The 25,070-nt window shown below is 71.3% G+C and carries 21 protein-coding genes; 8 read left to right on the top strand and 13 right to left on the bottom strand.

Features of this window, described 5'->3' with window-relative positions; genetic code table 11:
• Positions 1-128: 128 nt before the first annotated feature.
• Positions 129-716 carry a sigma-70 family RNA polymerase sigma factor gene (locus ACFZBP_RS26015; protein ID WP_030946246.1) on the bottom strand — a complete coding sequence of 196 codons (588 nt, stop codon included), beginning with the start codon at positions 714-716 and terminating at the stop codon, positions 129-131.
• 305 nt (positions 717-1,021) lie between these two features.
• Entirely contained in the window at positions 1,022-1,633 is a 612-nt protein-coding gene (locus ACFZBP_RS26010) for a response regulator transcription factor (RefSeq protein ID WP_003948568.1), read from the bottom strand.
• A gap of 381 nt (positions 1,634-2,014) precedes the next feature.
• Between ACFZBP_RS26010 and ACFZBP_RS26005 the strand changes: the two genes are divergently transcribed.
• Positions 2,015-2,347 carry a WhiB family transcriptional regulator gene (locus tag ACFZBP_RS26005; RefSeq protein WP_383452370.1) on the top strand — a complete coding sequence of 111 codons (333 nt, stop codon included), beginning with the start codon at positions 2,015-2,017 and terminating at the stop codon, positions 2,345-2,347.
• Between the two features lie 112 nt (positions 2,348-2,459).
• Here the strand turns inward: ACFZBP_RS26005 and ACFZBP_RS26000 are convergent, their stop codons facing one another.
• Positions 2,460-3,365, bottom strand: a complete 906-nt coding sequence (locus tag ACFZBP_RS26000; RefSeq protein ID WP_391416468.1) for a LysR substrate-binding domain-containing protein — start codon at positions 3,363-3,365, stop codon at positions 2,460-2,462.
• 80 nt (positions 3,366-3,445) lie between these two features.
• On the opposite strand from ACFZBP_RS26000, the gene ACFZBP_RS25995 reads away from it, so the two are divergent.
• The 3 genes from ACFZBP_RS25995 (at position 3,446) to ACFZBP_RS25985 (ending at position 6,666) form a co-directional block, all read left to right on the top strand.
• Complete coding sequence (locus ACFZBP_RS25995; protein WP_391416466.1) at positions 3,446-4,105, top strand: MOSC domain-containing protein; 660 nt, start codon at positions 3,446-3,448, stop codon at positions 4,103-4,105.
• A 208-nt stretch (positions 4,106-4,313) separates the two neighbouring features.
• Positions 4,314-5,849: a multicopper oxidase domain-containing protein gene (locus ACFZBP_RS25990; protein WP_391416464.1), complete on the top strand. Its 1,536-nt coding sequence runs from the start codon at positions 4,314-4,316 to the stop codon at positions 5,847-5,849.
• Between the two features lie 43 nt (positions 5,850-5,892).
• Complete coding sequence (locus tag ACFZBP_RS25985) at positions 5,893-6,666, top strand: SDR family NAD(P)-dependent oxidoreductase (protein WP_383452361.1); 774 nt, start codon at positions 5,893-5,895, stop codon at positions 6,664-6,666.
• Here ACFZBP_RS25985 and ACFZBP_RS25980 read toward each other — a convergent pair.
• Entirely contained in the window at positions 6,629-10,234 is a 3,606-nt protein-coding gene (locus ACFZBP_RS25980; RefSeq protein ID WP_391416461.1) for a hypothetical protein, read from the bottom strand. The genes ACFZBP_RS25985 and ACFZBP_RS25980 overlap by 38 nt on opposite strands.
• Before the next feature lie 141 nt (positions 10,235-10,375).
• Between ACFZBP_RS25980 and ACFZBP_RS25975 the strand changes: the two genes are divergently transcribed.
• Complete coding sequence (locus tag ACFZBP_RS25975; RefSeq protein WP_391416459.1) at positions 10,376-11,068, top strand: ester cyclase; 693 nt, start codon at positions 10,376-10,378, stop codon at positions 11,066-11,068.
• 69 nt (positions 11,069-11,137) lie between these two features.
• On the opposite strand, the gene groL is transcribed toward ACFZBP_RS25975, so the two are convergent.
• From groL to ACFZBP_RS25955, 4 genes are all read right to left on the bottom strand, one after another.
• Positions 11,138-12,766 (bottom strand): chaperonin GroEL, encoded by a 1,629-nt coding sequence (groL, locus tag ACFZBP_RS25970; protein WP_383452352.1) that lies wholly within the window; start codon positions 12,764-12,766, stop codon positions 11,138-11,140.
• A gap of 118 nt (positions 12,767-12,884) precedes the next feature.
• Positions 12,885-13,193 carry a co-chaperone GroES gene (gene groES, locus ACFZBP_RS25965; protein WP_013001368.1) on the bottom strand — a complete coding sequence of 103 codons (309 nt, stop codon included), beginning with the start codon at positions 13,191-13,193 and terminating at the stop codon, positions 12,885-12,887.
• 339 nt (positions 13,194-13,532) lie between these two features.
• Positions 13,533-14,366, bottom strand: a complete 834-nt coding sequence (locus ACFZBP_RS25960; protein WP_391416456.1) for a polysaccharide deacetylase family protein — start codon at positions 14,364-14,366, stop codon at positions 13,533-13,535.
• Positions 14,363-15,421 carry a polysaccharide deacetylase family protein gene (locus tag ACFZBP_RS25955; RefSeq protein WP_391416455.1) on the bottom strand — a complete coding sequence of 353 codons (1,059 nt, stop codon included), beginning with the start codon at positions 15,419-15,421 and terminating at the stop codon, positions 14,363-14,365. The genes ACFZBP_RS25960 and ACFZBP_RS25955 overlap by 4 nt, the downstream gene beginning before the upstream one ends.
• 90 nt (positions 15,422-15,511) lie before the next feature.
• Here ACFZBP_RS25955 and ACFZBP_RS25950 point away from each other — a divergent pair, with 90 nt between their 5' ends.
• The gene (locus tag ACFZBP_RS25950; RefSeq protein ID WP_391416453.1) at positions 15,512-16,699 is read left to right on the top strand and encodes a methyltransferase domain-containing protein; all 1,188 of its coding nucleotides are present in this window, start codon (positions 15,512-15,514) and stop codon (positions 16,697-16,699) included.
• A gap of 54 nt (positions 16,700-16,753) precedes the next feature.
• Positions 16,754-17,041 carry a hypothetical protein gene (locus ACFZBP_RS25945; RefSeq protein WP_391416451.1) on the top strand — a complete coding sequence of 96 codons (288 nt, stop codon included), beginning with the start codon at positions 16,754-16,756 and terminating at the stop codon, positions 17,039-17,041.
• Positions 17,042-17,087: 46 nt separating this feature from the next.
• Here the strand turns inward: ACFZBP_RS25945 and ACFZBP_RS25940 are convergent, their stop codons facing one another.
• The 5 genes from ACFZBP_RS25940 to ACFZBP_RS25920 all read right to left on the bottom strand — a co-directional run bounded on the left by ACFZBP_RS25940 (position 17,088) and on the right by ACFZBP_RS25920 (position 22,625).
• Positions 17,088-18,350: an RNA polymerase sigma factor gene (locus ACFZBP_RS25940; protein ID WP_383452344.1), complete on the bottom strand. Its 1,263-nt coding sequence runs from the start codon at positions 18,348-18,350 to the stop codon at positions 17,088-17,090.
• 47 nt (positions 18,351-18,397) lie between these two features.
• The gene (locus ACFZBP_RS25935) at positions 18,398-18,754 is read right to left on the bottom strand and encodes a YciI family protein (RefSeq protein ID WP_383452342.1); all 357 of its coding nucleotides are present in this window, start codon (positions 18,752-18,754) and stop codon (positions 18,398-18,400) included.
• Positions 18,755-18,866: 112 nt separating this feature from the next.
• Positions 18,867-19,937, bottom strand: a complete 1,071-nt coding sequence (locus ACFZBP_RS25930; protein ID WP_391416884.1) for an LCP family protein — start codon at positions 19,935-19,937, stop codon at positions 18,867-18,869.
• Positions 19,938-20,024: 87 nt separating this feature from the next.
• Positions 20,025-21,320 (bottom strand): endo-1,4-beta-xylanase, encoded by a 1,296-nt coding sequence (locus ACFZBP_RS25925; RefSeq protein ID WP_391416882.1) that lies wholly within the window; start codon positions 21,318-21,320, stop codon positions 20,025-20,027.
• Positions 21,321-21,536: 216 nt separating this feature from the next.
• Positions 21,537-22,625 carry a LacI family DNA-binding transcriptional regulator gene (locus ACFZBP_RS25920; RefSeq protein WP_383452341.1) on the bottom strand — a complete coding sequence of 363 codons (1,089 nt, stop codon included), beginning with the start codon at positions 22,623-22,625 and terminating at the stop codon, positions 21,537-21,539.
• A gap of 122 nt (positions 22,626-22,747) precedes the next feature.
• On the opposite strand from ACFZBP_RS25920, the gene ACFZBP_RS25915 reads away from it, so the two are divergent.
• On the top strand, positions 22,748-25,066 hold the full coding sequence (locus ACFZBP_RS25915; protein ID WP_391416447.1) for a glycoside hydrolase family 3 N-terminal domain-containing protein: 2,319 nt from the start codon (positions 22,748-22,750) through the stop codon (positions 25,064-25,066).
• Positions 25,067-25,070: the final 4 nt, after the last annotated feature.

Raw genomic sequence — 25,070 nt, 5'->3', positions numbered from 1 at the left:
AAATGGCCTTGATCGGTGCGGATGTCCATGCTAACGGGAAGCGGGGCTGTCAAATTCCATGGTTCGGGCCCGCTCCGGGCTTCGTATGTTCGTACGGAATCGGCGCCGTGCCCGTTCAGTGAGGCGGCCTACTGCTCGGCCAGGGCCCGCAGCCGGCTCAGCGCCCGGTGCTGAGCCACCCGGACCGCGCCGGGTGACATTCCCAACATCTGACCGGTCTCTTCCGCGGTCAGGCCCACCGCGATCCTCAGCAGCAGCAGCTCCCGCTGGTTCTCGGGCAGGTTGGCCAGCAGTTTCTTGGCCCACTCGGCGTCGCTGCTGAGCAGCGCCCGCTCCTCCGGGCCGAGCGAGTCGTCGGGGCGCTCGGGCATCTCGTCCGAGGGAACCGCCGTGGACCCCGGGTGCCGCATCGCCGCCCGTTGGAGGTCGGCCACCTTGTGCGCGGCGATGGCGAAGACGAACGCCTCGAAGGGGCGGCCGGTGTCCTTGTAGCGCGGCAGCGCGAGGAGCACGGCGACGCAGACCTCCTGGGCGAGGTCCTCGACGAAGTGGCGGGCGTCACCCGGCAGACGGGACAGTCGGGTGCGGCAGTAGCGCAGGGCCAGGGGGTGGACATGCGCGAGCAGATCGTGCGTGGCCTGCTCGTCTCCGTCGACGGCGCGATGGACGAGTGCACCGATCGCCCCTGCGGCTTTGGCCGCCTCGTCGTCGCGCATCGGTCCATGGTGCCTTGTGGCCGTATGGTCCGTGGCATCGCGCCCGATGTTGTGCACCGAAGCGTTATGAGCAGGTGCGCCGGCACTCATCCCCTGCGCCCTCCCCTTCCGCTCGACCGACTCGTCCCCGAGAGACTCCACACCTCAAGGATGCGGCATCCGCCGCGAAACGAGCAGCGGGCGCCGACAGAGCTGCTCGGCCGACCTCGCACCCGCGCCCCTGAAGGGGCGCGGGAAACTGCGCGACCAGCCACGACGCACCCGCGGCCGCCGTACGACACAACGCGGCACCCTCGGTGAGGCGGTTAACGAACCAGACCCCACCGGAAGCCGAGTGCCACGGCATGCGCCCGGTCCGAGGCACCGAGCTTCTTGAACAACCGCCGGGCATGCGTCTTCACGGTGTCCTCGGAGAGGAACAGCTCGCGCCCGATCTCGGCGTTGGAGCGACCGTGGCTCATGCCCTCCAGTACCTGGATCTCACGCGCGGTGAGCGTGGGCGCGGCACCCATCTCCGCGGACCGCAGTCGACGCGGGGCGAGCCGCCACGTCGGGTCGGCCAGCGCCTGCGTCACCGTGGCACGCAACTCCGCGCGCGAGGCGTCCTTGTGCAGATAGCCCCGGGCACCGGCGGCGACCGCGAGGGCCACACCGTCCAGGTCCTCGGCGACGGTGAGCATGATGATGCGCGCACCGGGGTCGGCGGACAGCAGCCGCCGCACGGTCTCGACGCCGCCCAGACCGGGCATGCGTACGTCCATCAGGATCAGGTCCGAGCGGTCGGCGCCCCAGCGGCGGAGGACTTCCTCGCCGTTGGCCGCCGTCGTCACGCGCTCGACGCCGGGCACGGTCGCGACCGCGCGGCGGAGCGCCTCTCGGGCAAGCGGGGAGTCGTCGCAGACGAGGACGGATGTCATGGCCGCCCTCCGCAGCTGATGCACGTCACCTTGAGCCTCCAGGCTGGTACGAAATCGTCACCTGTGCGGTCGACCGTCTCGGACGCCTGCCCGAGCCCTTGTTCCTTCAACCGCCTCCGCCCTCTCAACGACGGTCACTCGAAAGAGTTACGGGGGCATGTGCCGTCTTCGGCACTCTACGTGAGGGGGCGGACACGGGGCAGACATGCACGGCGGACCCTCAATCTTTCATCACAACCCATGCCCCATTCAGCCCTTTTTCTTCCTGTTTGCTGGCGTTTGGGGCTAGATTCGCAATGAGTCATATTTTCATCTTCTTAGATCGTAGATGTACGGTCGTAGACACCGTATCCGCCCAGAACGGCTACAAGGGGTCACGCAATGGCAGATTTCTCCCGCCTTCCCGGACCGAACGCGGACCTGTGGGACTGGCAGCTGCTGGCTGCTTGTCGCGGGGTGGACAGCTCGCTCTTCTTTCATCCGGAGGGCGAGCGCGGTGCGGCTCGGAGCGCTCGAGAGAACTCGGCCAAGGAGGTCTGCATGAGGTGCCCGGTCCGTGCGCAGTGCGCGGCGCATGCGCTGGCGGTGCGCGAACCGTACGGCGTCTGGGGCGGCTTGACCGAGGACGAGCGCGAGGAGCTCATGGGGCGGGCACGCAACCGGCTGGTGTCGGCAGCGTCGACGACCAGCGGGGAGGCCGGCCCACACACCTGAAGGAACGTTTCTGCACGTAAGGGCACGCGCATGCGTGCCCTTCTCTCTGCGCCCGGGGTCCCCGCCCGCTACGCCGAGGATTCCCCTCTCCTCTTCGCCGCGGGCTCCTCCGCTAGCGGGCGGCGGCCCGCGTCAGCTGGTCGAGCGTCGCGGCCACGGCCGGCACCTGCGCCAGGTCGGGCAGCGTGAGCGCCACGATCTCCCGCCGGACCGCCGGTTCCAGCGTCAGCACGCGCACCCCTCGCGGCCGTACGGACTCGACGGCGAGCTGGGGCAGGACGGCCACGCCCAGGCCGGCGCCCACCAGGCCCACGACCGCCGGGTAGTCGTCGGTGGCGAAGTCGATGCGGGGTGTGAAGCCGGCGCTCGCGCACACCTCGATCAGCTGTCCCCGGCAGCGCGGGCATCCGGCGATCCACGGCTCGGCGGCGAGTTCGCCGATGGCGACGGGCCCGGCGGAGGCGGTGCGCGCGAGGCGGTGCCGTTCGGGGACGAGGCCTACGAGACGGTCCGTCAGCAGGGGGCGTACGACCAGGTCGTCCCACTCCTCCGCGCCCGCGGCACCCTCGTACCGGAAGGCGAGGGCCACGTCGCAGTCGCCCTCGCGCAGCAGTTCGACGGAGTTCGGCGGCTCGGCCTCCTCCAGGGAGACCCGGGTGCCGGGGTGGGCGGCGCGCAGGGCGGCGAGGGCGGTGGGGACGAGGGTGGAGCTGCCGCTGGGGAAGGAGACGAGGCGGACGCGGCCGGCGCGCAGTCCGGCGATGGCGGCGACCTCCTCCTCGGCGGCGGTGAGTCCGGCCAGGATCCCGGCGGCGTGCCGCACCAGGGCCTCGCCTGCCTGGGTCAGCCTCATCTCGCGGCCGGTGCGGATCAGCAGGGGTGTGCCGACGGACGTCTCCAGGGCCTTCATCTGCTGGCTGACGGCGGGCTGGGTGCAGCCCAGTTCGCGCCCGGCCGCGGAGAAGGAACCGGTGGCGGCGACGGCGCGCAGGACGCGGAGGTGACGGGCTTCGAGCACGGACCGAGCATAAGCGGGCCTTGGAGAGATCGCCGAATATTGCGGTGACACTTTGGCCACCGGTCGCCTACCGTGCCCGCATGAAGCTTCTGTCTGTGAACCTGGGCCGCGCGAAGCCCGCGCCGAACGTGGATGACCCCGAGGCCGTGACCGGCATCGACAAGCGGCCGGTGACGGGGCCGGTGCGGGTCGCGGCACCCGGGCCCAAGGGCATCGGGGGCAGCGGGCTGGCCGGGGACGCGGTGTGCAAGCGGGAGCACCACGGCGGCGACGACCAGGCCGTGTACGCGGTGGCGCGCGAGGACCTCGACGAGTGGGAGCGCGAGCTGGGGCGGCCGCTGGCGAACGGCGGCTTCGGCGAGAACCTCACGACCTCCGGCCTCGACGTGTCCGGCGCGCTGATCGGCGAGCGCTGGCGGATCGGGTCCGGGGTGGTGCTGGAGGTGACGAGCGGCCGGATTCCCTGTCTCACCTTCCAGGGCCATATGGGTGAGAAGCAGTGGGTGAAGCGGTTCACGGCGAAGGGGGCGCCGGGCGCGTACCTGCGGGTGATCGAGCCGGGCGAGATCCGGGCGGGTGACGCGCTGGAGATCATCCACCGCCCGGATCACGACGTGACGGTGGCGCTCCAGTTCCGGGCGGTCACGACCGAGCGGAAGCTGCTGCCGCGACTGCTGGCGGCCGGGGAGGCGCTGCATCCGGAGTTGCTGGAGCAGGCGCGGAAGTACGGGGCGAAGTAAGGGTCCTGACGGGGCGTCGGCGCGGGCCGGTCTCTCCCCCTCCCGCGGCCGCCCGCCGGCCTTGCGCAAAGGGCGGTTCGGGGATGCCGGTCGGGCAGGTGCCGCAGGGCCTAGGGGGAAACCCCGTACGGGCGGCCCGGGTTGGCTCCGGGGTGGGTCGGGGGACGACCCGGATGTTCGGGGGGCGGCGATCAAGAATGCTCGAAGCATGTCTCGCTTCAAGCGCGTCCTCATCATCGTGGGTTCCGTCGTCACGGTCGTGGCGATGGCGGTCGGCGGCCTGTTCGCCTGGCTGTGGACCGGCGCCGACGTCAGCACGGTGGGCAAGGCCTCGTTCGACAACGCGCTGGCGATACCGCCCCTGGCCGAGTCCACCGTGGACAAGGACGGCACCCGCGTGTTCGACCTGCGGATGCGGGCGGGCGAGACGGAGTTCAACGCCGGGCGGAAGACGCCGACCTGGGGATTCAACGGCTCCTATCTCGGCCCTACCCTGCGCGCGGCCCGCGGTGAGAAGGTCCGCGTGCGCATAGCGAACGGGCTCGACGAGGCGTCCAGCGTGCATTGGCACGGCATGCACCTGCCCGCGCGGATGGACGGCGGCCCGCACCAGATGATCGCCCCGGGCGGCACCTGGACTCCGCACTGGAAAGTGGACCAGCCCGCCGCGACCCTCTGGTACCACCCGCACCCGCACGGCGCGACCGAACAGCATGTGCGGCGTGGCCTGGCCGGCCTGTTCATCCTCGACGACGACAAGTCCAGGGACCTCGCCCTGCCCGAGCGGTACGGCGTGGACGACCTGCCGGTCATCGTGCAGGACGTGCGCTTCGACGGCGTGAAGCTCGCCGGCGGCCACAAGATCATGCAGAACGTGGGCTTCCTCGGCGACCAGACCATGGTCAACGGCACGCTGCGGCCCTACAAGGAGGTCGGCGACGAGCTCATACGGGTGCGGCTGCTGAACGCTTCGACGGCACGGACGTACGCCTTCGGATTCCCGGACGGCCGCGCCTTCTCGCTCATAGCGACGGACGGAGGTCTGCTGGAGCGGCCCGAGTCCATGGACCGGGTGCAGTTGTCGCCGGGTGAGCGCGCCGAGATCGTCGTACGGATGCGGGCGGGTGAGCGGGTGATGCTGCGCAGCTTCCCGCAGGACAACTACGGGGACGCCTGGAACCGGCGGTTCGGCGGGGGCGACGACTCCTTCGACGTACTGGAGCTGCGGGCGGCCGGGGAGCTCCGGCCGTCACCCGCGATACCGGCGGCGCTGGGCGAGCTGGAGGCACCCGACGGCAAGGACGCGGTGCGGGGGCGGTACTTCGATCTGAAGCGGTCCGGTATCAACGGGCGATCCATGGTGATGGACCGGGTCGACGAGACGGTCACGCGGGGGACGACGGAGGTGTGGACGGTCCGCAACAGCAACGGCATGCCGCACAACTTCCATGTGCACGACGTGCAGTTCCGGGTGTCGGAGGTGAACGGTGAGGCGCCGCCGGCGGCGCTGCGCGGGCCGAAGGACACGGTGTTCCTGCCGAACGGGACGACCATGAAGCTGGCGCTGCGCTTCACCGGACCGGCGGATCCGGACACGCCGTACATGTACCACTGCCATCTGCTGTACCACGAGGACGAGGGGATGATGGGTCAGTTCGTGGTGGTGGACAAGGGGCAGCGGGCGCACGCGCCGTCGCAGCAGACGGGCCGGTCCGGGCACGAGCACGAGCACGAGCACGGCTGAGACGGGAGCGGAGGCGCGCAGTCCGGGGCCCTAACCTTGCGCCATGACAACGGCATTGATTACGGGTTCGACCGCGGGGATCGGCGCCGCGTTCGCGCGGCGGCTGGCAGCCGACGGGCATGACCTCGTCCTGGTGGCCCGGGACACCAAGCGGCTGCGGGAGCAGGCGACCGAGCTGCACGACCGGCACGGCATCGAGGCGGAGGTGCTGGCGGCCGACCTCGCCGAGGACTCCGGCATCGAGACCGTCGCCGCCCGCCTCGGTGACCGCAGGAACCCGGTCGACCTGCTGATCAACAACGCCGGCTTCGGGAACAGGGGCCGCTACCTCGACGTCCCCATGGCCGACGAGCTGAAGATGCTCAAGGTGCACTGCGAGGCCGTACTGCGCCTGACGTCGGCGGCCACGGAGGGGATGCGGGAGCGGGGGCGCGGCGGCGTCGTCAACGTCGCGTCGGTCGCGGCCTTCGTGCCACGCGGGACGTACGGCGCGTCCAAGGCGTGGGTCGTGCAGTTCACGCAGGGCGCGGCGCGGGATCTGGCGGGGAGCGGGGTGCGGCTGATGGCGCTGTGCCCGGGGTTCGTGCGGACCGAGTTCCACGAGCGGGCGGGGATGGGGACGGACAACATTCCGGGGTGGATGTGGCTGGACGCGGACAAGCTGGTGGCGGCGGCACTCAGCGATCTGGCGCGGGGGAGGGCGGTGTCGATTCCGGATCCTCGGTACAAGGTGCTGATGGGGGCGGCGAAGTTGGTGCCTCGGGGGGTGCTCGGGGGGATCAGTTCGAGGACGGGGAGGAAGTACGGGCCGCAGTAGGCAGTTCGTGACGGTGCCGGCACTCCGCCTTCATCGCACTGGCCGCCTCGACCACGAGCGGCACCGTCTCGGGCGTGTGCTTCAGCAGAGCCGGCAGGGCCGGCACCCAGCCGCCGCTCTGCAGGGCGAGGGCGGTCAGTCGGCGGGCCTGTTCGGCGTCCGTGGTCGCGGCCGCGATGCGTACACAGGCATCTGTCGCCGGCCCGGGAGCGGAGATCGTCCGCGCCACATCCTCGGCACGGACGAACTGTCCTGACTCGACCAGGACTCCCACCAGTGCCGCAAGCCCTTGGGCTCGCTCGTACTGATCCGTGAGACAGTTCAGCTCCTCGACGGCTTCCTCGACGCGGCCGAGTACGCACAGAGTCTCGGCGACGGCAGTCCTCTCCCACTCGGCGAGGTAGCCGTTCGGCTCGGCGCGCGACGGCCTCGTCTCTTCGAACAGGGCCTCGGCGGCCGCGCGGTCTCCCGCCGCGTCCAAGGTCTCGACCCACACACGCATGTCCACCATCGTCGGGTGGGCGTCTTCCATCACGATCACTTCATCGAGCAGCAGCCTCGCCTGCTCGGAACGTCTCGCACCGGCCATCGCCCAGGCCAGTCGGCCGAGTTCCGATGCCCGTAGCCAGCGCGGACGGGTGATCGCACGAATGTGGGCCTCGGCCTGTGCGAAGTGGCCTGCCTCGACCAGCCCGCGGGCAAAGGCGGAATCAAGCGACGGAGCGATTCCCTCAAGGCCGGAATCCAGCTCGGCCTCGGCCCTCATCACGGCCTCGGCCCGTGCCCACTCACCTGTCCTGGCGCAGCCTTGGACCACCCGGGAAAGGAGGTCCTTCCGGTCAAAATTGTCGGAGGCGTCATCAGCGGGAACACTTTTCGCGATGGCTTCGGCTTTCTCCATCTGTCCGGTGGACACCAACGCGGAGACCAGAGCCTGCAATGCCATGACACTCTCGGCCCGGGCGAGGGAACCGGCCTCGGTCCGCCGACCTGCGATCAGCGCCTCGGCCCCGTCCAGCACGTTCAGGGCCGCCCGTCGGTGCCCCGCGTCGGCGAGGGCCTTGGCGGCACTGCCGATTTTACGGGCGGCCGTAGGCGGATTCAGCACACGCGTCCGGCCCTCGACGTCCAGCAGGGCCTCCACCGCCTCCGTTCGCCGCCCCCGATATGCCAAGGCGGTGGCCACCTCCACCTGCGCACGAGCGCACTCCACCGGATCGCTGAAACTTTCACCGAGTGCCCTGGCCCGGTCCACTTCTCCCGCACGGGCCAGAGCCTTGACGATCTCAAAGAAGGCGGATGACCGGTTCAAGTCCGGGTCTAGGGTGCGGGCCAGGGTTTCGGCCCGGGCGTACTCGCCTGCCTCGGCCATGACGCCGACGACCGAACACAGCGCTTCCGCGGCGTCGGACCCGGGAATCGCCCGGGCCAGTGCCTCGGCCTGCGCATGGCGTCCGGCGCGTGCTCGGGCCAAGGACACATTCCGAAGCGCGTGAACATGTGTGTCGGGGCGAAGGTTGCCGAGCAGCGCCTCGGCCCGGTCGAGCTCTCCTGCCTCGGCGAGCGACTCGACCAGCTCCGCCACGGCCCACGCCCGTTTCTCCCCGTCCGGCATGGCGTCCACGATCGTCTCTGCCCGGTCGAACTCACCTGCCCGAGCGAGGAGTTTCACCAGCTCGCCGGGCTGGGCACCCTCTCGGCCGATCGCCGCCTCCACCTCGGCGCAAAGGGCATCGGCCCGTCGATGACTCCCCGCGGCGCGTAGCGCGGACGCAATGGCGATCAACCCCGCGGCCCAGGCGGTCGGTTCGCCGGAGCGGGCCATGGCCTCGGCCTCAGGCACCCGGCCGGCCCTGGCGCGGGCCGACACGAGGACGATCGCCAGGTCCGAGCGGCACTCACCGTCGGGGGCGTCCCGGGCCAACGCCTCCGCGAGGTCCCACCTGCCGGCTGCCGTGCACGCCTGGACGACGGTGACGTAAGGATGGCTGCCCAGGCTCCTCGGGTCCGCCGCCCGCACCACGGTCGCCGCTCTCTCGTACAGCCCGGCGCGGACGAGAAGCAGAATCACCTGGGACCACACGACATCGCCGTGGAATCGGCTCTCGCTCTGCCGCGCGGCCTGCTCCGCCTCGAGGACGAGCTCCAACCCCGCGTCCCGGGAGTCCTCCCGCTCCAGCAGCACATGGGCGATGCCGGCCAGGGCCATGCCCCGCCGGTGAGCGTCCGGGAAACTGCGGGCCAGCGCGAGGGCTCTGCCCGGTTGCCCGGCCACGGCCCAGGCGTGGGGCAGGGAGTCCGGAATGCCTGCGCTCCGGTCGCCGAGGCGGTCCCGTCGGATCGCCAGCCGCAACGACTCCAGCGGCATGTGCGCGCCACCTTCGAGGATCAGCTCCTCGGTGGCGTGTATCTCGTTCACCGCGGACGCGTCACCGCCGGTGGCCACCAGCATGCGCTCCTGGCGTGTGGCGTCGAGGCCGCACCGGATCATCCGGGGCAGGTCACCGCCCGCCCGCAGCATCCGGAAGTAGCCCCGCAGCAGATACTCCGGCGTTCCCTGCGGCCAGCCCCGCTCCCGCCACGTCTCCGCCCAGTCGTGCAACTTCCCCCGGTACCGGCCGAGTTCGGCGGCGCCGAGCATCTCCTGGGCCTGGGCCTGCAGTTCCTCATGGCCCAGCAGATAGACGTTCACCCGTACTCCGAACGTCCGCCCCGCCCGCGTACGCAACACATCCCGCACCCGGTACGGCACCGCTCCGGTCAGCTCGGCCAGGTCCTCCGCCGCGAGACCGCCGCCGGCCGCCGTCACCAGCGCCAGCAGGTCGTACTCCAGGCCACCGGCCGCGATCAGGTGCTTCAGCTCGCGTTCCGCCTCGGCGCGGATCGCCTGGGCGTACGACGAGGCCGTCAGTGTCCGCGCGATCACAGGGTCGCACAACGGATGATCACCTGGAACGTCTCCCGGGAGCGGCGGGTTCAGGCGGCCCGAGACCAGGACGCGCATACCCGCCTCCGGCCGGGCGGGCAGGAGGCTCGCGATGCTGTGGGCATCCGGACCCGTGGTGACACCGCGGTCCTCGTCCAGGCCGTCGACCAGGAGGAGCAGGCGCTCGCCCCGCTCCGCGCAGACCCGGGCGGCGACGCCGTACAGGTGCAGCAGGTGCGCCTCGCGGGTGGCCTCGGTCAGCTGGGCGGGGAGACCTTCGCCGACCAGGTCCGCCAGCTGTTCCAGAACGACGTCGACGTACGCCACCACATCGTTCTGTGCGCCCAGCCGAGCCGTGACGAAGAAGGGGACGACGCGCACGCCACGCGGTGGATGCAGCGCGAACCATGACATCAGCGCCGTCTTGCCCGCCCAGGCTTCGGCTCGCCACCAGGCGTACGTCGGTCCGGAGTCGGCCGTGCAGAAGGCTGCCAGGTCGGCCAGCTCGGCTGCCCGGCCCACCAGTTCCGGCGGAGCGATCCGCCGCACCTGCTCCCAGTACGCCGAGCGCACGGCCGGTGCCAGCAGGATGTGGTTGTGGTCACCGGTGACGGCCACACCGACATCCCGTCCGGCGGTCACCGACCGCTGTCTCCCCCACCTGCGCATCCCGTCATGATGTCAAAGCGCCGACAGGCGCGGTGCACCTGCGATGGGGAGAATGGTGCTGTTCGTCCGAAGTCCGGAGTCGGCGCAATCAGGGGACCGGGAGGCGACGGCGTCATGACCTTCGTACAGCTCATCGACTGCAGGACCAGCCGTTTCGACGAGATGAACCGGCTGATGGACAGGTGGGTCGAGCAGACCAAGGGGAAGCGGACGGCGACGCACGACATCATCGGGAAGGACCGGTCCGACCCGGCTCACTTCATCGAGATCGTGGAGTTCGCCTCGTACGAGGAGGCGATGCGGAACTCCAACCTTCCCGAGACGGACCGGATCTTCCAGGAGATGGTGGCGCTCTGTGACCAGGAGCCCACGTTCACGGATCTGGACGTGGTGCGCGACGAGCAGCTGAACGTCCGGGCCGCGCGGGCCTTCTTCGAGGCCATGGGCAGGATGGAGCCGGGGCGGATCGGTGACCACCTCACCCGGGACTACGTGGACCACGATCCGTCGTACCCGCAGCCGGTGCAGGGCGTGGACGGGATCCGCGAGCAGTACGAGGGATGGCGGGCCGCCTTCGACTTCACCTTCCGGATCGACGACCAGATGGCCCAGGACGACCAGGTGTGCACCCGGTGGACCTGGGTCGCCCACCACAAGGGCGAGTTCCTGGGGATTGCGGCGACCGGGCAGGACGTGAGCATGCGGGGCATGACCTGGCAGCGGTTCCGGGAGGGCAGGATCTGCGAGAGCCACTGGCTCTACGACCGGGCGGGACTGCTGGAGCAACTGGGGGTACTCGGTCAGTGAAGCCCGCGAAGGGGAAGGCCCCGGTCCCGCGCACACGCGCAGGAGCGGGGCCTTCTTCGAACGCTGGGCTCAGTGGGCGTGCCCGTGGCCGTGGCCACCGGCGGCGGCCGGCTCTTCCTCTTCCTTCTTCTCGACGACCAGGGTCTCGGTCGTCAGCAGGAGGGAGGCGATGGAGGCGGCGTTCTCCAGGGCGGAGCGGGTGACCTTGACCGGGTCGATGACGCCGGCCTTGACCAGGTCGCCGTACTCGCCGGTGGCGGCGTTGAAGCCCTGGCCCTTGTCGAGCTCGGCGACCTTGGAGGTGATGACGTAGCCCTCCAGGCCGGCGTTCTCGGCGATCCAGCGCAGCGGCTCGACGGCGGCCTTGCGGACGACCGCGACACCGGTGGCCTCGTCGCCGGTCTTGTCGAGGTTGCCCTCGAGGACCTTGACGGCGTGGACGAGCGCGGAGCCACCACCGGAGACGATGCCCTCCTCGACCGCGGCGCGGGTCGCGGAGATGGCGTCCTCCAGACGGTGCTTCTTCTCCTTCAGCTCCACCTCGGTGGCGGCGCCGACCTTGATCACGCACACGCCGCCGGCCAGCTTCGCGAGGCGCTCCTGGAGCTTCTCGCGGTCCCAGTCGGAGTCGGTGTTCTCGATCTCGGCCTTGATCTGGGCGACACGGCCCTGGACGGCGTCGGACTTGCCGGCGCCGTCGACGATCGTGGTGTCGTCCTTGGTGACCGTGATGCGGCGGGCGGAGCCCAGCACCTCGAGGCCGACCTGGTCGAGCTTGAGGCCGACCTCCTCGGAGATGACCTCGGCGCCGGTCAGCGTCGCCATGTCCTGGAGCATCGCCTTGCGGCGGTCACCGAAGCCGGGGGCCTTGACGGCGACCGCGTTGAAGGTGCCGCGGATCTTGTTGACGACCAGGGTCGACAGGGCCTCGCCCTCGACGTCCTCGGCGATGATCAGCAGCGGCTTGGAGGCACCGGCCTGGATGACCTTCTCCAGCAGCGGCAGCAGGTCCTGGATGGAGGAGATCTTGCCCTGGTTGATGAGGATGTAGGGGTCCTCCAGGACGGCCTCCATGCGCTCCTGGTCCGTCACGAAGTACGGCGACAGGTAGCCCTTGTCGAAGGCCATGCCCTCGGTGAAGTCCAGCTCCAGGCCGAAGGTGTTGGACTCCTCGACGGTGATGACACCGTCCTTGCCGACCTTGTCCATCGCCTCGGCGATGAGCTCGCCGACCTGCTGGTCCTGGGCGGACAGACCGGCGACGGCGGCGATGTCGGACTTCTCGTCGATCGGGCGGGCCGTCGCGAGGAGCTCCTCGGAGACCGCGGCGACGGCGGCGTCGATGCCCTTCTTCAGGGCGGCCGGGGAGGCGCCGGCGGCGACGTTCTTCAGGCCCTCGCGGACGAGCGCCTGGGCGAGCACGGTGGCGGTGGTCGTACCGTCACCCGCGATGTCGTTGGTCTTGGTCGCCACCTCCTTCACCAGCTGGGCGCCGAGGTTCTCGTACGGGTCCTCGACCTCGACCTCGCGGGCGATGGTGACGCCGTCGTTGGTGATGGTGGGCGCGCCGAACTTCTTGTCGATGACGACGTTGCGGCCCTTGGGGCCGATCGTCACCTTGACCGTGTCGGCCAGCTTGTTGACGCCGCGCTCGAGGGCGCGACGGGCGTCCTCGTCGAACTTCAGGATCTTCGCCATGGGAGCGGTTCAGCCCTCTCGGAAAACGTGGGTGAAACGAACTGCGCCCCAGACGCCCGGCTTCACAAGGTGGCGGGGGCCCGGGGCGCAGCTCACAAGCAAATGTGCTTGAGGTGACTTACTTCTCGATGACCGCGAGCACGTCGCGGGACGAGAGGACGAGGTACTCCTCGCCGTTGTACTTCACCTCGGTGCCGCCGTACTTGCTGTACAGCACGATGTCGCCGACCTTCACGTCGAGCGGCAGGCGCTCGCCGTTCTCGAAGCGGCCCGGGCCCACGGCGAGGATGACGCCCTCCTGGGGCTTCTCCTTCGCGGTGTCCGGGATGACCAGGCCAGAGGCGGTGGTCTGCTCGGCGTCGAGCGGCTGGACCACGATGCGGTCCTCGAGCGGCTTGATGGCAACCTTGGAGCTGGTGGTCGTCACGATCCGACCTCCCCCTTCGGAGATCTCACGGGGTTAACTGTCTGAGGTGGCGACCAGGTGGATCCGTCGTCGCGGGTGCCGGACCTGCCCGTCGCGTAGTTGGCACTCTCATCTGCCGAGTGCCAGAGCCGAGACTATGGCGGCGGTTAGCACTCGGTCAAGCGGACTGCTAATTCGCTGCGCTGGCTGAGCCGCAATTCGGGTGACTGGCGTTGCCGAGACCGCCCCGGGGGCTGCGCCCCCAGACCCCCCTTATCGGCCTGAACGGCCTCGTCCTCAAACGCCGGACGGGCTGAACGGGACAGGGCCGGTGCCCGAAAGTCCTGCCGGAGAATTCCGTCAGATGTAGTCCTCCAAGCGGCCTACCGTCAGGCCCCTGCGTTGGATCTCGCGCAGCAGCCTCGTCGTGCGGTCTCTCAGGGAGAGGCCCGTCGGTTCGCCTGAGGGGACGGAGACGATGTCGCCGGGGCGGAGGTGGGTGGGGGCGTGGGCGTAGGTGAGCTCGCCGTCGGCTTCCATGGCCGCTCGCCAGAGGGTGAGGGCCGTGATGCCGCAGTCCTTTGCCGCGCGGAGGGTGGTGGTGTCGTACGTGCCGTAGGGCGGGCGGAAGAGGCGGGGGCGGATGCCGAAGCGGGCGCGGAGTTTGTTCTGCTGGCCGCAGATCTCGGCGCGCTGGCCGGCGTACGGCAGGCCGCGCAGGGCGGCGTGGTCGAGGGTGTGGTTCTGGATGGACGCGCCCACCGAGCGCAGGCGCGCGAAGTGGCCGTAGCCCGGGCCGACCACGCTGTCGGTGAGGAACATGCTGACGGGCAGCCGTAGTTCACGCACCATGTCGACGAAGCGGGAGTCCTTCTCGGCGCCGTCGTCGTAGGTGAGGAAGACGACCTTGTCGCGGGTCGGGACGCGGCGCACGACGGGCAGCGGGTCGGGGGCGGGGAGCCGCGGTCTTCGGACGGGCGGCGAGGGCGGTGCGGGGAGCGGGGCGGTCAGGCCCCAGCGGCGGTAGGGCTGTGCGGTGTGGGTCGGGCCCTTCGCCGAGCGGGCGCTGTACGACCCCTCGCCGGACGGCCCCGCCCCGGGAGCCGCCGTCGTCGCCGGCCGGGCGCAGCCGGCGAGCAGGGTGGACGCCAGGACCACGGCTGCCAGCACGCGCGGCCCAGGCGTCGGCCTCACAGGTAGTCCTCCAGCCGGGCCACCGCGTACCCCTCGGCCGTGACCTTGTTCAGGAACCGGCGGATCATGTCCGGCATTGTGCCCTTCCAGTCGTCCCTGCCCCGGAAGTGCGTGAGGACGATGTCACCCGGTCGGATCCTCTGGTCCCACTCGCGGTACTCCCAGTGGTCGACGAAGACCTCCTCGTTCCACAGCGGGACGTACTTGACACCGCACGACTTCGCGGCGCGCAGGCTGTCCCGGTCGTAGTTCCCGAAGGGCGGGCGGAACAGCAGCGGGCGCTTGCCGTAGCGCTCCTCGATCACGTCCTGCATCGCGCAGATCTCGTACTGCTGGCGGCGGTAGGAGAGGGCGGGGAGGTAGGGGTGGTGGAGGGTGTGGTTGTTCAGGGCCACGCCGTCGCGCTGCATGCGCTTGAAGTAGCCGTAGTCGTCCTTGATCAGGTAGTCGCTGAGGAAGGCGGTGTACGGCACCTGCAGGTCGTTCATCATCCGCAGGAACGCCGGGTCCTTCTCGGCGCCGTCGTCGATCGTGAGGAAGACGACCCGCTGCTTGGTGGGGACGGTGGTGAAGACCGGCGGGAGGCCCAGTTCCTCGTGGCCGTCGACCTCGAAGCCCTCGCGGGTGGTGACCTTCGGCTTGATGAGGGGTGGGGGCGGGGGTGTGAGGGGGATTCTCGCCAGGCCCCAGCGTCTCGCCGCGGCGGCCCGGGCGGCCAGGGCGGACTTTCCCGAACGGTACTTCTGGGTGGGTGGGGTGTGGGTGGGCCGGGTCTGGGTGGACGGCGTCCCGGTGGTGGCCGGGGGTGGCGCCTTCAGGGGCTGTCGGCTGGTGGTGGGGGCGGTCGTGGGGCGTGCCGTTCCGGTGCCGCCCGGGCCTCCCGGGGCGCCGGCGGGGGCGCAGGCCGAGGCGATGGCCGCCGCGGCCAGTGCGGCCACTCCGCCGCGGAACCCGGCATGCCCGGCCCGTCCGGGGCGTCTGGGTCTCCCGCGGCGGTGGCGCCTCACTGCTGCCCCATTGCGGTGACTTTTGTCATTTTGTACTACTAGTCGCATGGTGCCGGATCTTCGCAGGCACTCACCCCGAGCCCCGGCCGACACCGCCGCCGGCCGCGGACCATCCACCGACTGGCCGACAATGGCCCGGTGAACGACCTCGCCTCCTTCTCCGCGCTCCTCACCTCCGAGGGCCGCGCCCTCCTCGACGCCGTACGCGACACCGATCCCGCCGACGAACTCGCCGTCGCCACCCGGCTGCGCCGCGAGCACCCCGCCGAACTGGTGTCGGCGGCGCTCGGGCAGGCGCGGCTGCGGCAGCGGGCGGTGGCGAAGTTCGGGGCGGCGGACGCGGGGCGGATGTTCTTCACTCCGAACGGGGTCGAGCAGTCGACGCGGGCGAGCGTGGCGACCCATCGTGCCGAGTGCTTCCAGGCGCTCGGGGTGCGGTCCGTCGCCGACCTGTGCTGCGGGATCGGCGGTGACGCGATCGCCCTGGCCCGCGCCGGGATCCGGGTACTGGCCGTGGACCGGGATCCGCTGACCTGTGCGGTGGCCCGCGCCAACGCCGACGCGCTCGGGCTCGCCGACCTGATCGAGGTGCGCGAGGCGGATGTGACGGAGGTCGACACGGCCGGGTACGAGGCCGTGTTCGTCGACCCGGCCCGGCGTTCCTCCAGGCGCGGCCGGATCTTCGACCCGGAGGCCTACTCCCCACCGCTCTCCTGGGCGGTGTCCGCCGCCCGCACCGCGCCGCTCGGCGTGCTGAAGATCGCGCCCGGAATTCCGCACGAGGCGATCCCCGCGGAGGCGACGGCGGAGTGGGTCTCGGACGGCGGGGACGTGAAGGAGGCCATGCTGTGGTTCGGCCCGAACGTGACCCCGGGGGCACGGCGGGCGACACTGCTGCCCGCCCAGGCCGGAATCTACGTCACCCCCGCCACCATGCTCCCCGACCCGGAGGTCCGGCCCGTCGGGCGATACCTGTACGAGCCCGACGGCGCCGTCATCCGCGCCCATCTGGTCGCCGAGGTGGCCGAGGACCTGGACGGCGGGCTGATCGACCCGACCATCGCCTACGTCACCGCCGACGAACCGCACGTCACGCCGTACGCCACCGCGTACGAGATCACCGACCAACTCCCCTTCAACGTCAAGAAGTTGAAGGCCCTGCTGCGGGAGCGCGAGGTCGGGATCCTGACCGTGAAGAAGCGGGGGTCGGCCGTCGAGCCGGAGGAACTACGCCGGAAGGTCAAGCCGCAGGGGCCACGTTCGGCGACGGTGTTCCTGACGCGGGTGGCGGGGGCACCGACGATGCTGGTCGGGCGGCCGGTGTAGCGGGGCGGCGCGGGGGCGTGCGGGGCGGCGCGGGTCCTCTGGCAGGCTCCACAGGTGCTGTGCCGAGCGCCGCAGGTGCTGTGCCGGGCGCCGCAGGTGCTGTGCCGGGCGCCGCAGGTGCTGTGCCGGGCGCCGCAGATGCTCTGCCGGGCGCCGCAGGTCCTGTGCCAGGCTCCGCAGATGCTCTGCCGGACTCCGCAGGTGCTGTGCCGAGCGCCGCGCCGGCAGGTCCTCTGCCAGGCTCCGCAGGTCATCTGCCAGGCTCCGCAGGTCATCTGCCGGACTCCGCAGATACTCGCCGGGCGCCGCAGGGTGCTGTGCCGGGCGGCGAGGGCGCTGTAACAGGCGCCCGCAGATGCTGCGCCCGGGCTCTCACCACGCCCCCTGCTCACGGCCCGGCGGTCGCCGCCCGTTTCAGCAGCATCTCCCGCTCCCGCTCGTTGCGGGTGAGCGTCGCCGCTCGCTCGAACTCCGCCCGCGCCTCCGCCGTGCGGCCGAGCCGCAGGAGCAGGTCGCCGCGCACGCTCGGCAGCAGGTGGTACTCCCGCAGGGCCGGTGCGGCGGCGATCGTGTCGATGATCCGCAGGGCTGGTTCCGGGCCGTCCGTCATCGACACGGCGACCGCGCGGTTCAACTCGACGACGGGCGAAGGGGAACGCGCGGACAGCAGGCCGTAGAGGGTGGCGATGGTCTTCCAGTCGGTGTCCTCGTAGGTGTACGCGTGCGCGTGGCAGGCGGCGATGGCGGCCTGGAGGGCGTACGGGCCGGGGGCGCCGGTGGCCGTGGCGTCCGCGCGGGAGAGGGCCGTGATGCCCCGGGCGATGAGCATGCGGTTCCAGCGGCGGCGGTTCTGGTCCCTGAGCAGGACTGGCTCGCCGGAGGGGCCGGTGCGGGCGGCGGCGCGGGACGCCTGGAACTCCAGGAGGGCGGTCAGGGCGTGCACCTCCGGCTCCTTCGGCATGAGACCGCAGAGCACGCGGGCCAGGCGCAGCGCGTCCTCGCACAGCGCCGGGCGCAGCCAGTCGTCGCCCGCCGTGGCGGCGTAGCCCTCGTTGAAGATCAGGTAGATGACGTCGAGGACGGAGCCGAGGCGGGCCTCGCGGTCGGGGCCGTACGGGACCTCGAAGGCGACGTTCCTGGTCGCCAGGGTGCGCTTGGCGCGGACGATGCGCTGGGCCACGGTCGGCTCCGGGACCAGGAAGGCCCGGGCGATCTCCGGGGTGGTCAGGCCGCCGAGGAGACGCAGCGTGAGGGCGATGCGGGCCTCCGGCGACAGCACCGGGTGGCAGGCGGTGAAGACCAGGCGGAGCAGGTCGTCGTCGATGTCCTCGGGGTCGGACGGCTCCTCGGGCGGTGCCGTCGTCTCCAGGTCGCGGCCGATCTCCGCGAGCTTGCGGGCGTAGTTCTCGCGCCGGCGGATCAGGTCGACGGCGCGGTGCCTGGCCGCGGCCATGAGCCAGGCGCCGGGGTTGTCGGGGACGCCGTCGCGCGGCCACTGCTCCAGCGCGGCGACCAGCGCGTCCTGCGCGAGTTCCTCGGCGATGCCGATGTCGCGGACGGTGCGGGCGACGGCGGCGATGACGCGGGGTGACTCGATGCGGAAGACGGTCTCGATCGTGCCGTACGGGTCTGCGGTGGGCTGCGGGGTCACAGCCCACCATGCAACACCCGTACGGCCGTGGATCCAAGGAGGGCGGCTCAGCCCTCGGCGATTTCCCGGACCTCGCAGGTGACCTGCCATTCCGGGCCGTGGACCTTCACGAAGCGCGAGGCCCACTCCAGCGCCTCGGCCCGGTCCTTGCACTGCATGATGGCGTAGCCGCCGATGACCTCCTTGGTCTCGGTGAAAGGCCCGTCGGTGACCGAGACGTTCGCGCCGTCCCAGTGCACCCGGGTGCCCTGCGCCGAAGGGGTGAGCCCCGCGGTGTCGAGCATCACCCCGGCTTTGGTGATCTCCTCCAGCAGCTCCCCCATGCGCTGCATCATCTCCGGGCTCGGGCCCTCGGCGGGCGCGGTGGACTCGTCGATCCGGACGAGAGAGAGGTAGCGCGGCATGGTGACTCCTCGGGTTGGGCGACCGGGTCCTTCCCGGCCTCTCACCCCTGCGTCGAACGGGAGACCTCCGGATCGACACGCTGCCCGGGTTTTCTTCGGAGATCTTTTTCTGTCATCGCAACGACTCCCACAGCTCTCCCGCCTCCGGCTCCCGCGCCACCACCCGGTTGCCGTCCGACGGCGCCGGTGCCACCGGCATCGTCACCGTCCGCACGGCATCCGAGGTCAGGCCCCGCAGGCTCCGGCCGAGGTCCATCAGTTCGGTCAGGGAGTCCAGACCGGTGTCGGTGGTGAGGCCGGCCGTCGCGGCGTCGGCGACTCGGTAGAGCTTGGCGGGGTCGGTGAGGAGGGAGGTGGCGGAGATCTGGTCCAGGAGTGCCTTCACCAGGTTCTGCTGGAGGCCTATGCGGCCCAGGTCGCTGCCGTCGCCTATGCCGTGCCGGGTGCGGGCAAGGGCCAGGGCCTGCTCGCCGTCCAGGTGGTGGGTGCCCGCCGCGAGGGTCAGGTGGCTGTCCTCGTCGTCGATGTCCTCGTCCGTGGTGACCGTGACACCGCCCAGCGCGTCCACCAGCTTCGCGAAGCCCGAGAAGTCGATCTCCAGGTAGTGGTCCATGCGGACGCCGGTGAGCGACTCGACCGTCTTCACCGCGCAGACGGGGCCGCCGACGGCGTACGCGCTGTTGAACATGGTGCTGTACGCCTCCCGCGTGGTGCCGCCCGACGGGAGCGGACAGGAGGGGCGGGTGACCAGGGTGTCGCGGGGGATGCTGACGACCGTCGCCGCTGTCCGGCCGGCGTCGACGTGCACCACCATCGCCGTGTCCGAGCGGGCCCCGCCGCCGCTGCCGCCGCCGAGTTCCTGGTTCTCGGCGCCGGTGCGCGAGTCCGACCCCAGGACCAGGATGTTCAGGGATCCGGTGGGCAGGGGGGACGCCGAGGCCGAGGGGGACGGTGTCGTCAGCGCCCTGGGTGGGCGGTTGTCGCCGAGGGCGCTGTTGATGTCGACGCTCCTGATGTTGTCGTTCAGGTGCCAGTAGGCCCAGCCGGCCGTGCCCGCGCCCAGCAGCAGGGTGCCCGCGAGGAGGAGGCCGGCGGTCTTCAGCACCCTCGACCGCCGGCCGGCGTGTCTGCCGTCGTCCCCGTTCGCGTCCCGCCGGTTCGCCCCAAGTCCCGTCACAGGCAGGAACGTACGTCCGAATTATTACGGGCAGGGACGCCAGGGCCGGTTTTCTTCGGAAATTCTCAGACTTCCCGCCCTGTCTCCTCTGCCTCAGCCCAGCGTCACGGCCGGCACCGGATTGCTCCCGCTCCACGACCCGTTGAAGCCGAAGGTGACCGAACCGCCGTCGGGAACGGTCCCGTTGTACGAGGCGTTGGAACAGGTGACCGTCGCCCCCGACTGCGTACAACTCGCGTTCCAGGCCTGGGTGAGCTGCTGGCCCGCGCCGAAGGTCCAGCTCGCCTTCCAGGACGACAGCGCCGCCCCCGAGCAGGCGATCCGGACCTGCCCGGTGAAGCCGGTGTTCCACTGGCTGGTGACGCTGTAGACGGCCGTGCACGCGTCCGTGGGCGGCGGGGTGGTCGTGCCGCCGCCCAGCGACTCGGCGATGGCGTGATAGGCCGGTTTCGGCGCGTAGTTCTCGTCGTACGGCGTCGCCGCGCCCTGCCCGGGGAAGGTGGACGGGATCCAGGAGTCGGAGTCGGTGAAGCCCCACACCGTGACGCCGGCGCACCGGGACACCGCGAGGCAGGCGTTCATGACGGCCTTGTAGTCGGCGGCCTGCTGGGTCAGCTTGCCGCTGTCCGAGGGCAGTTGCATACGGATGTCCAGCTCGGTGATCGCCACGTCGACGCCGAGGTCGGCGAAGCGCTGGATGTTCTGCCGCATGGTCGACGGCACCTGACCGAGGATCAGATGGGCCTGGAGGCCGACGCCGTCGATCGGGACGCCGCGCTCCTTGAGGGACCTGACCAGGTTGTACAGCGCCGTGCTCTTCGCGTTGACGCCCTCGACGTTGTAGTCGTTGATGTACAGCTTGGCGCCCGGGTCGGCGGCGCGGGCCGCCGTCAGGGCCTGGGCGATGTAGTCCGCGCCGAGGCCGTTGTACCAGAGCGTCTGCCGGTAGGTGCCGTCCTCGTTGAACGGCTCGTTCACCACGTCCCAGGTGGCCAGCCGGCCCTTGTAGCGGCCGACCTCGAGCGCGATGTGGTCGTTCATCAACTGGCTCAGCTCGGCGGATGTCCAGCTGCCGTTCGTCAGCCAGCTCGGGTTCTGGCTGTGCCAGACCAGGGTGTGGCCGCGCACCTGCTGGCCGTGCGCCTCGGCGAAGTCGACGATCTGGTCGGCCTCGGCCCAGTTGAAGGAGCCGCGCGTCGGCTCGACCGAGCCCCACTTCATGGCGTTGCCGGGGGTCAGCGCGTTGAACTCGCGGCCTGCGAGGTCGCCGTAGGTGCCGGTGAGCTTGGCGCCGGTGACGGCGGTGCCCATGACCTTGCCCTTGGCGGCGGCCAGGTCGCGCAGCGGTGTCTCGGCGGCTTGGGCGGGGGTGGCGCCGAGCGTCAGCAGGACGGCGGCCGCCGCGGTCGTGACCGCGGTGCCGAGGGCGGCTAGGGCGTGTTTCGAACGTCCCGTCGTCCGCCCGGCAGGCGGGACTTTCGCAACGCGCCCTAGACGTGCACGGAACGCTCTGGAGGTTCTCACGGCGGGGCCTCCGAAAGTTTCGGTCGTGCATCCGATTGACTTCGGAGGAGTGTGGAGGCGCTTGCCCCACCCGTCAATACATCAACTTCCGGCCACAGGCGCCCCCGTACTACTACGCACCACGAGGCTGGTCGCCAGCTCCACCCGCGTGGCCGCCGGTGTCCCCTCCTCCCGAGCCAGGTCGAGGACCAGCTTGGCCGCGGCCTCCGCCATCTCCGTCAGCGGCTGCCGGACGGTCGTCAGCGGCGGCCCCACCCAGCGCGCGATCGGCAGATCGTCGAAGCCGACCACGCTGAGGTCCTCCGGGATCCGCAGCCCCAGCTCGCGCGCGGCCTCGTACAGCCCGAGCGCCTGGAGGTCGTTCCCGGCGAAGACGGCGGTCGGCCGGTCCGGGCGGCGCAGCAGCTCCAGGCCCTGCCGGTAGCCGGTCTCGTGGTGGAAGTCGCCGGGCCGGATCAGGTCGGGGTCGACCGGGAGTCCGGCCGTCTCCAGGGCGGCGCGGTAGCCGTCGACGCGGGCGCGGCTGCACATCATCCGGGACGGTCCGGTGATCGCGCCGATCCGACGGTGCCCGAGGTCGACCAGGTGCCGGGTGGCGGCGAGTCCGCCCTGCCAGTTGGTCGCCCCGATGGACGGCACGTCGGCGCCCGGGTCGCCCGCCGGGTCCATCACCACGAACGGGATGGACCGGCTGGTCAGCAGGGCGCGCTGGGACTCGTCGAGGCCGGACAGCACGAGGATCACGCCGTGCGGGCGGCGGGCGGCGACCTGGTCGGCCCAGGTGCGCCCCGGGGTCAGCCGCCCGGCGCTCTCGCTGAGCACGACGCTCAGGCCGGCGTCCCGGGCGGCGTTCTCCACGCCCCGGATGACCTCCATCGCCCAGGCGCTCTCCAGCTCGTGGAAGACCAGGTCGATGAGGGGGGAGCGGCTGGCCTCGGCCCGCCGTCGGCGGTAGCCGTGGGCGCGCAGCAGCTCCTCGACCCGGCTGCGGGTGGCCGGGGCGACATCGGCACGTCCGTTGAGGACCTTCGAAACAGTCGGCGCGGACACGCCGGCCTCGCGGGCGATCTCGGCGAGCGTCGCGGTCTGCGTGGACCGCCCGGAGGACGGGGATGTCGTCCGGGTTTCACGCGTTGTCGTCCGGGTTTCGGCGGGCTCCGAGGGTGTCATGGCGGCGATCGTATCCCTGCACGACCTCTTGACGAACCCTTCTCACCACGCCTAGGTTCCCGGAACATTCGAGGTGAACAACGAAACATTCGCGAGTGGGCCATCGCCCCGACAGGAGTTTCATGACCACCGCCCCCTGGCGCGACCCCGCCCTGCCCGCCGCCGCCCGCGTCGACGACCTCCTCTCCCGGATGACCCTCCAGGAGAAGACCGCCCAGCTGTACGGCGTGTGGGTGGGCGCCGCCACGGATGGCGAGGGCGTCGCCCCGCACCAGCACGACATGACCGCCGACCGCTCCGACGACGAATGGGACGAGCTGATCACCCACGGCCTCGGCCAGCTCACCCGTTCCTTCGGCACCGCTCCCGTGGACCCGGCGCTGGGCGCGCGGGCGCTGGCCCGCGCCCAGCGCCGGATCGCCGCCGCGGGCCGCTTCGGCATCCCGGCCGTGGCCCACGAGGAGTGCCTGGCGGGGTTCACGGCCTGGCAGGCCACTGCCTATCCGGTCCCGCTGGCGTGGGGGGCCACCTTCGACCCGCCGCTCGTCGAGGAGATGGCCCGCCGTATCGGCGAGGACCTGCGCTCGGTCGGCGTCCACCAGGGTCTGGCGCCGGTCCTGGACGTCGTACGCGATCCGCGCTGGGGCCGGGTCGAGGAGACCGTCGGCGAGGACCCGTACCTGGTCGGCACGATCGGCACGGCGTACGTCCGGGGCCTGGAGTCGGCCGGGGTGGTCGCGACGCTGAAGCACTTCGCCGGGTACGCGTCCTCGGCGGGCGCCCGCAATCTCGCGCCGGTGCGGGCGGGCGTCCGGGAGTTCGCGGACGTGACCCTGCCCCCGTTCGAGATGGCGCTGCGCGAGGGCGGGGCGCGGTCGGTGATGGCGGCGTACAACGAGACGGACGGGGTGCCGGCGTCGGCGGACCCGGGGCTGCTGACAGATCTCCTGCGGGAGCGGTGGGGCTTCACCGGCACGGTGGTCGCCGACTACTTCGGCATCGGCTTCCTCCAGACGCTGCACCGGGTGGCGGGCGGCCCGGGCGAGGCGGCGCACGTGGCACTGGCGGCCGGCATCGACGTGGAGCTGCCGACGGTGAAGTGCTACGGGCAGCCGCTGGTGGAGGCGGTACGGGCGGGGGAGGTACCCGAGGAGCTGGTGGACCGGGCGGCACGCCGGGTTCTGCTCCAGAAGTGCGAGCTGGGCCTCCTGGACGAGGACTGGGCGCCGGAGCCGGCCGCGCCCCGCGTCGACCTGGACTCCCCCGCGAACCGGGCGCTGGCCCGGCGCGTGGCCGAGGAGTCGGTGGTGCTGCTGGACAACCCGGACGGCGTACTGCCGCTCCCGCCGGACGCCCGCGTCGCGGTCGTGGGGCCCCGTGCGGCCGACGCCCTGGCGATGCTGGGCTGCTACTCCTTCCCCTCCCACGTCCTCACGCACCACCCCGAGGTGCCGACGGGCATCGAAATCCCGACGGTCCTGGAGGCGCTGCGCGCCGAACTCCCCGACGCCAAGGTGACGTTCGCGGAGGGCTGCGGCGTCCTGGACCCGGACACGGCGGGCTTCGAGGAGGCGGTGGCGCGGGCCTCGGAGGCGGACGTGTGCCTGGCGGTGCTGGGCGACCGGGCCGGGCTGTTCGGGCGGGGCACGTCGGGTGAGGGCTGCGACGTCATGGATCTGCGGCTGCCGGGCGTACAGGCCGATCTGCTGGACGCCCTGGTGGCGACCGGCGTCCCCGTCGTCCTGGTCCTGCTCACCGGCCGCCCGTACGCGCTGGGCCGCTGGCAGGGGCGGCTGGCGGCGGTCGTACAGGCGTTCTTCCCCGGCGAGGAGGGCGGGCCGGCGGTCGCGGGGGTGCTGTCCGGCCGGGTGAATCCGTCGGGGCGGCTGCCGGTGAGCGTGCCTCGGGTGCCGGGCGGTCAGCCGTGGACGTACCTCCAGCCGCCGCTGGGGCTGGCGGGCGAGGTCAGCAACCTGGATCCGACACCGCTGTATGCGTTCGGGCACGGTCGGTCGTACACGGAGTTCACCTGGGACGACTTCCAGGGAACGGCTTCGCGGATCACCACGGACGGCACGTACGACCTCTCCCTCACCGTCCGCAACAGCGGCGACCGCGCCGGGGCGGAGGTGGTCCAGCTGTATCTCCACGACCCGGTGGCGTCCGTGACCCGGCCGGACGTCCGGCTGATCGGCTACCAGCGCGTGGAAATGGCCCCGGGCGAGGCGAGCCGGATCACCTTCCGCTTCCACGCCGACCTGTCGTCGTTCAGCGACCGCGCCGGACGCAAGGTGGTCGAACCGGGGGTGCTGGAGCTGCGGTTGGCGGCGTCGAGCGCGGACGTACGGCATGCGGCGCGACTGGAACTCACCGGCCTGGTACGGGAGTTGGGGACGGACCGGCGGCTCCGGTGTGAGGCCCTGGTGTCGGAAGCGGTCTGACACC

Source organism: Streptomyces sp. NPDC008086, assembly GCF_042957325.1.
GTDB lineage: Bacteria > Actinomycetota > Actinomycetes > Streptomycetales > Streptomycetaceae > Streptomyces.
The sequence above is the reverse complement of the archived record's forward strand: the minus strand, read 5'-3'. Positions and strand labels throughout refer to the sequence as shown.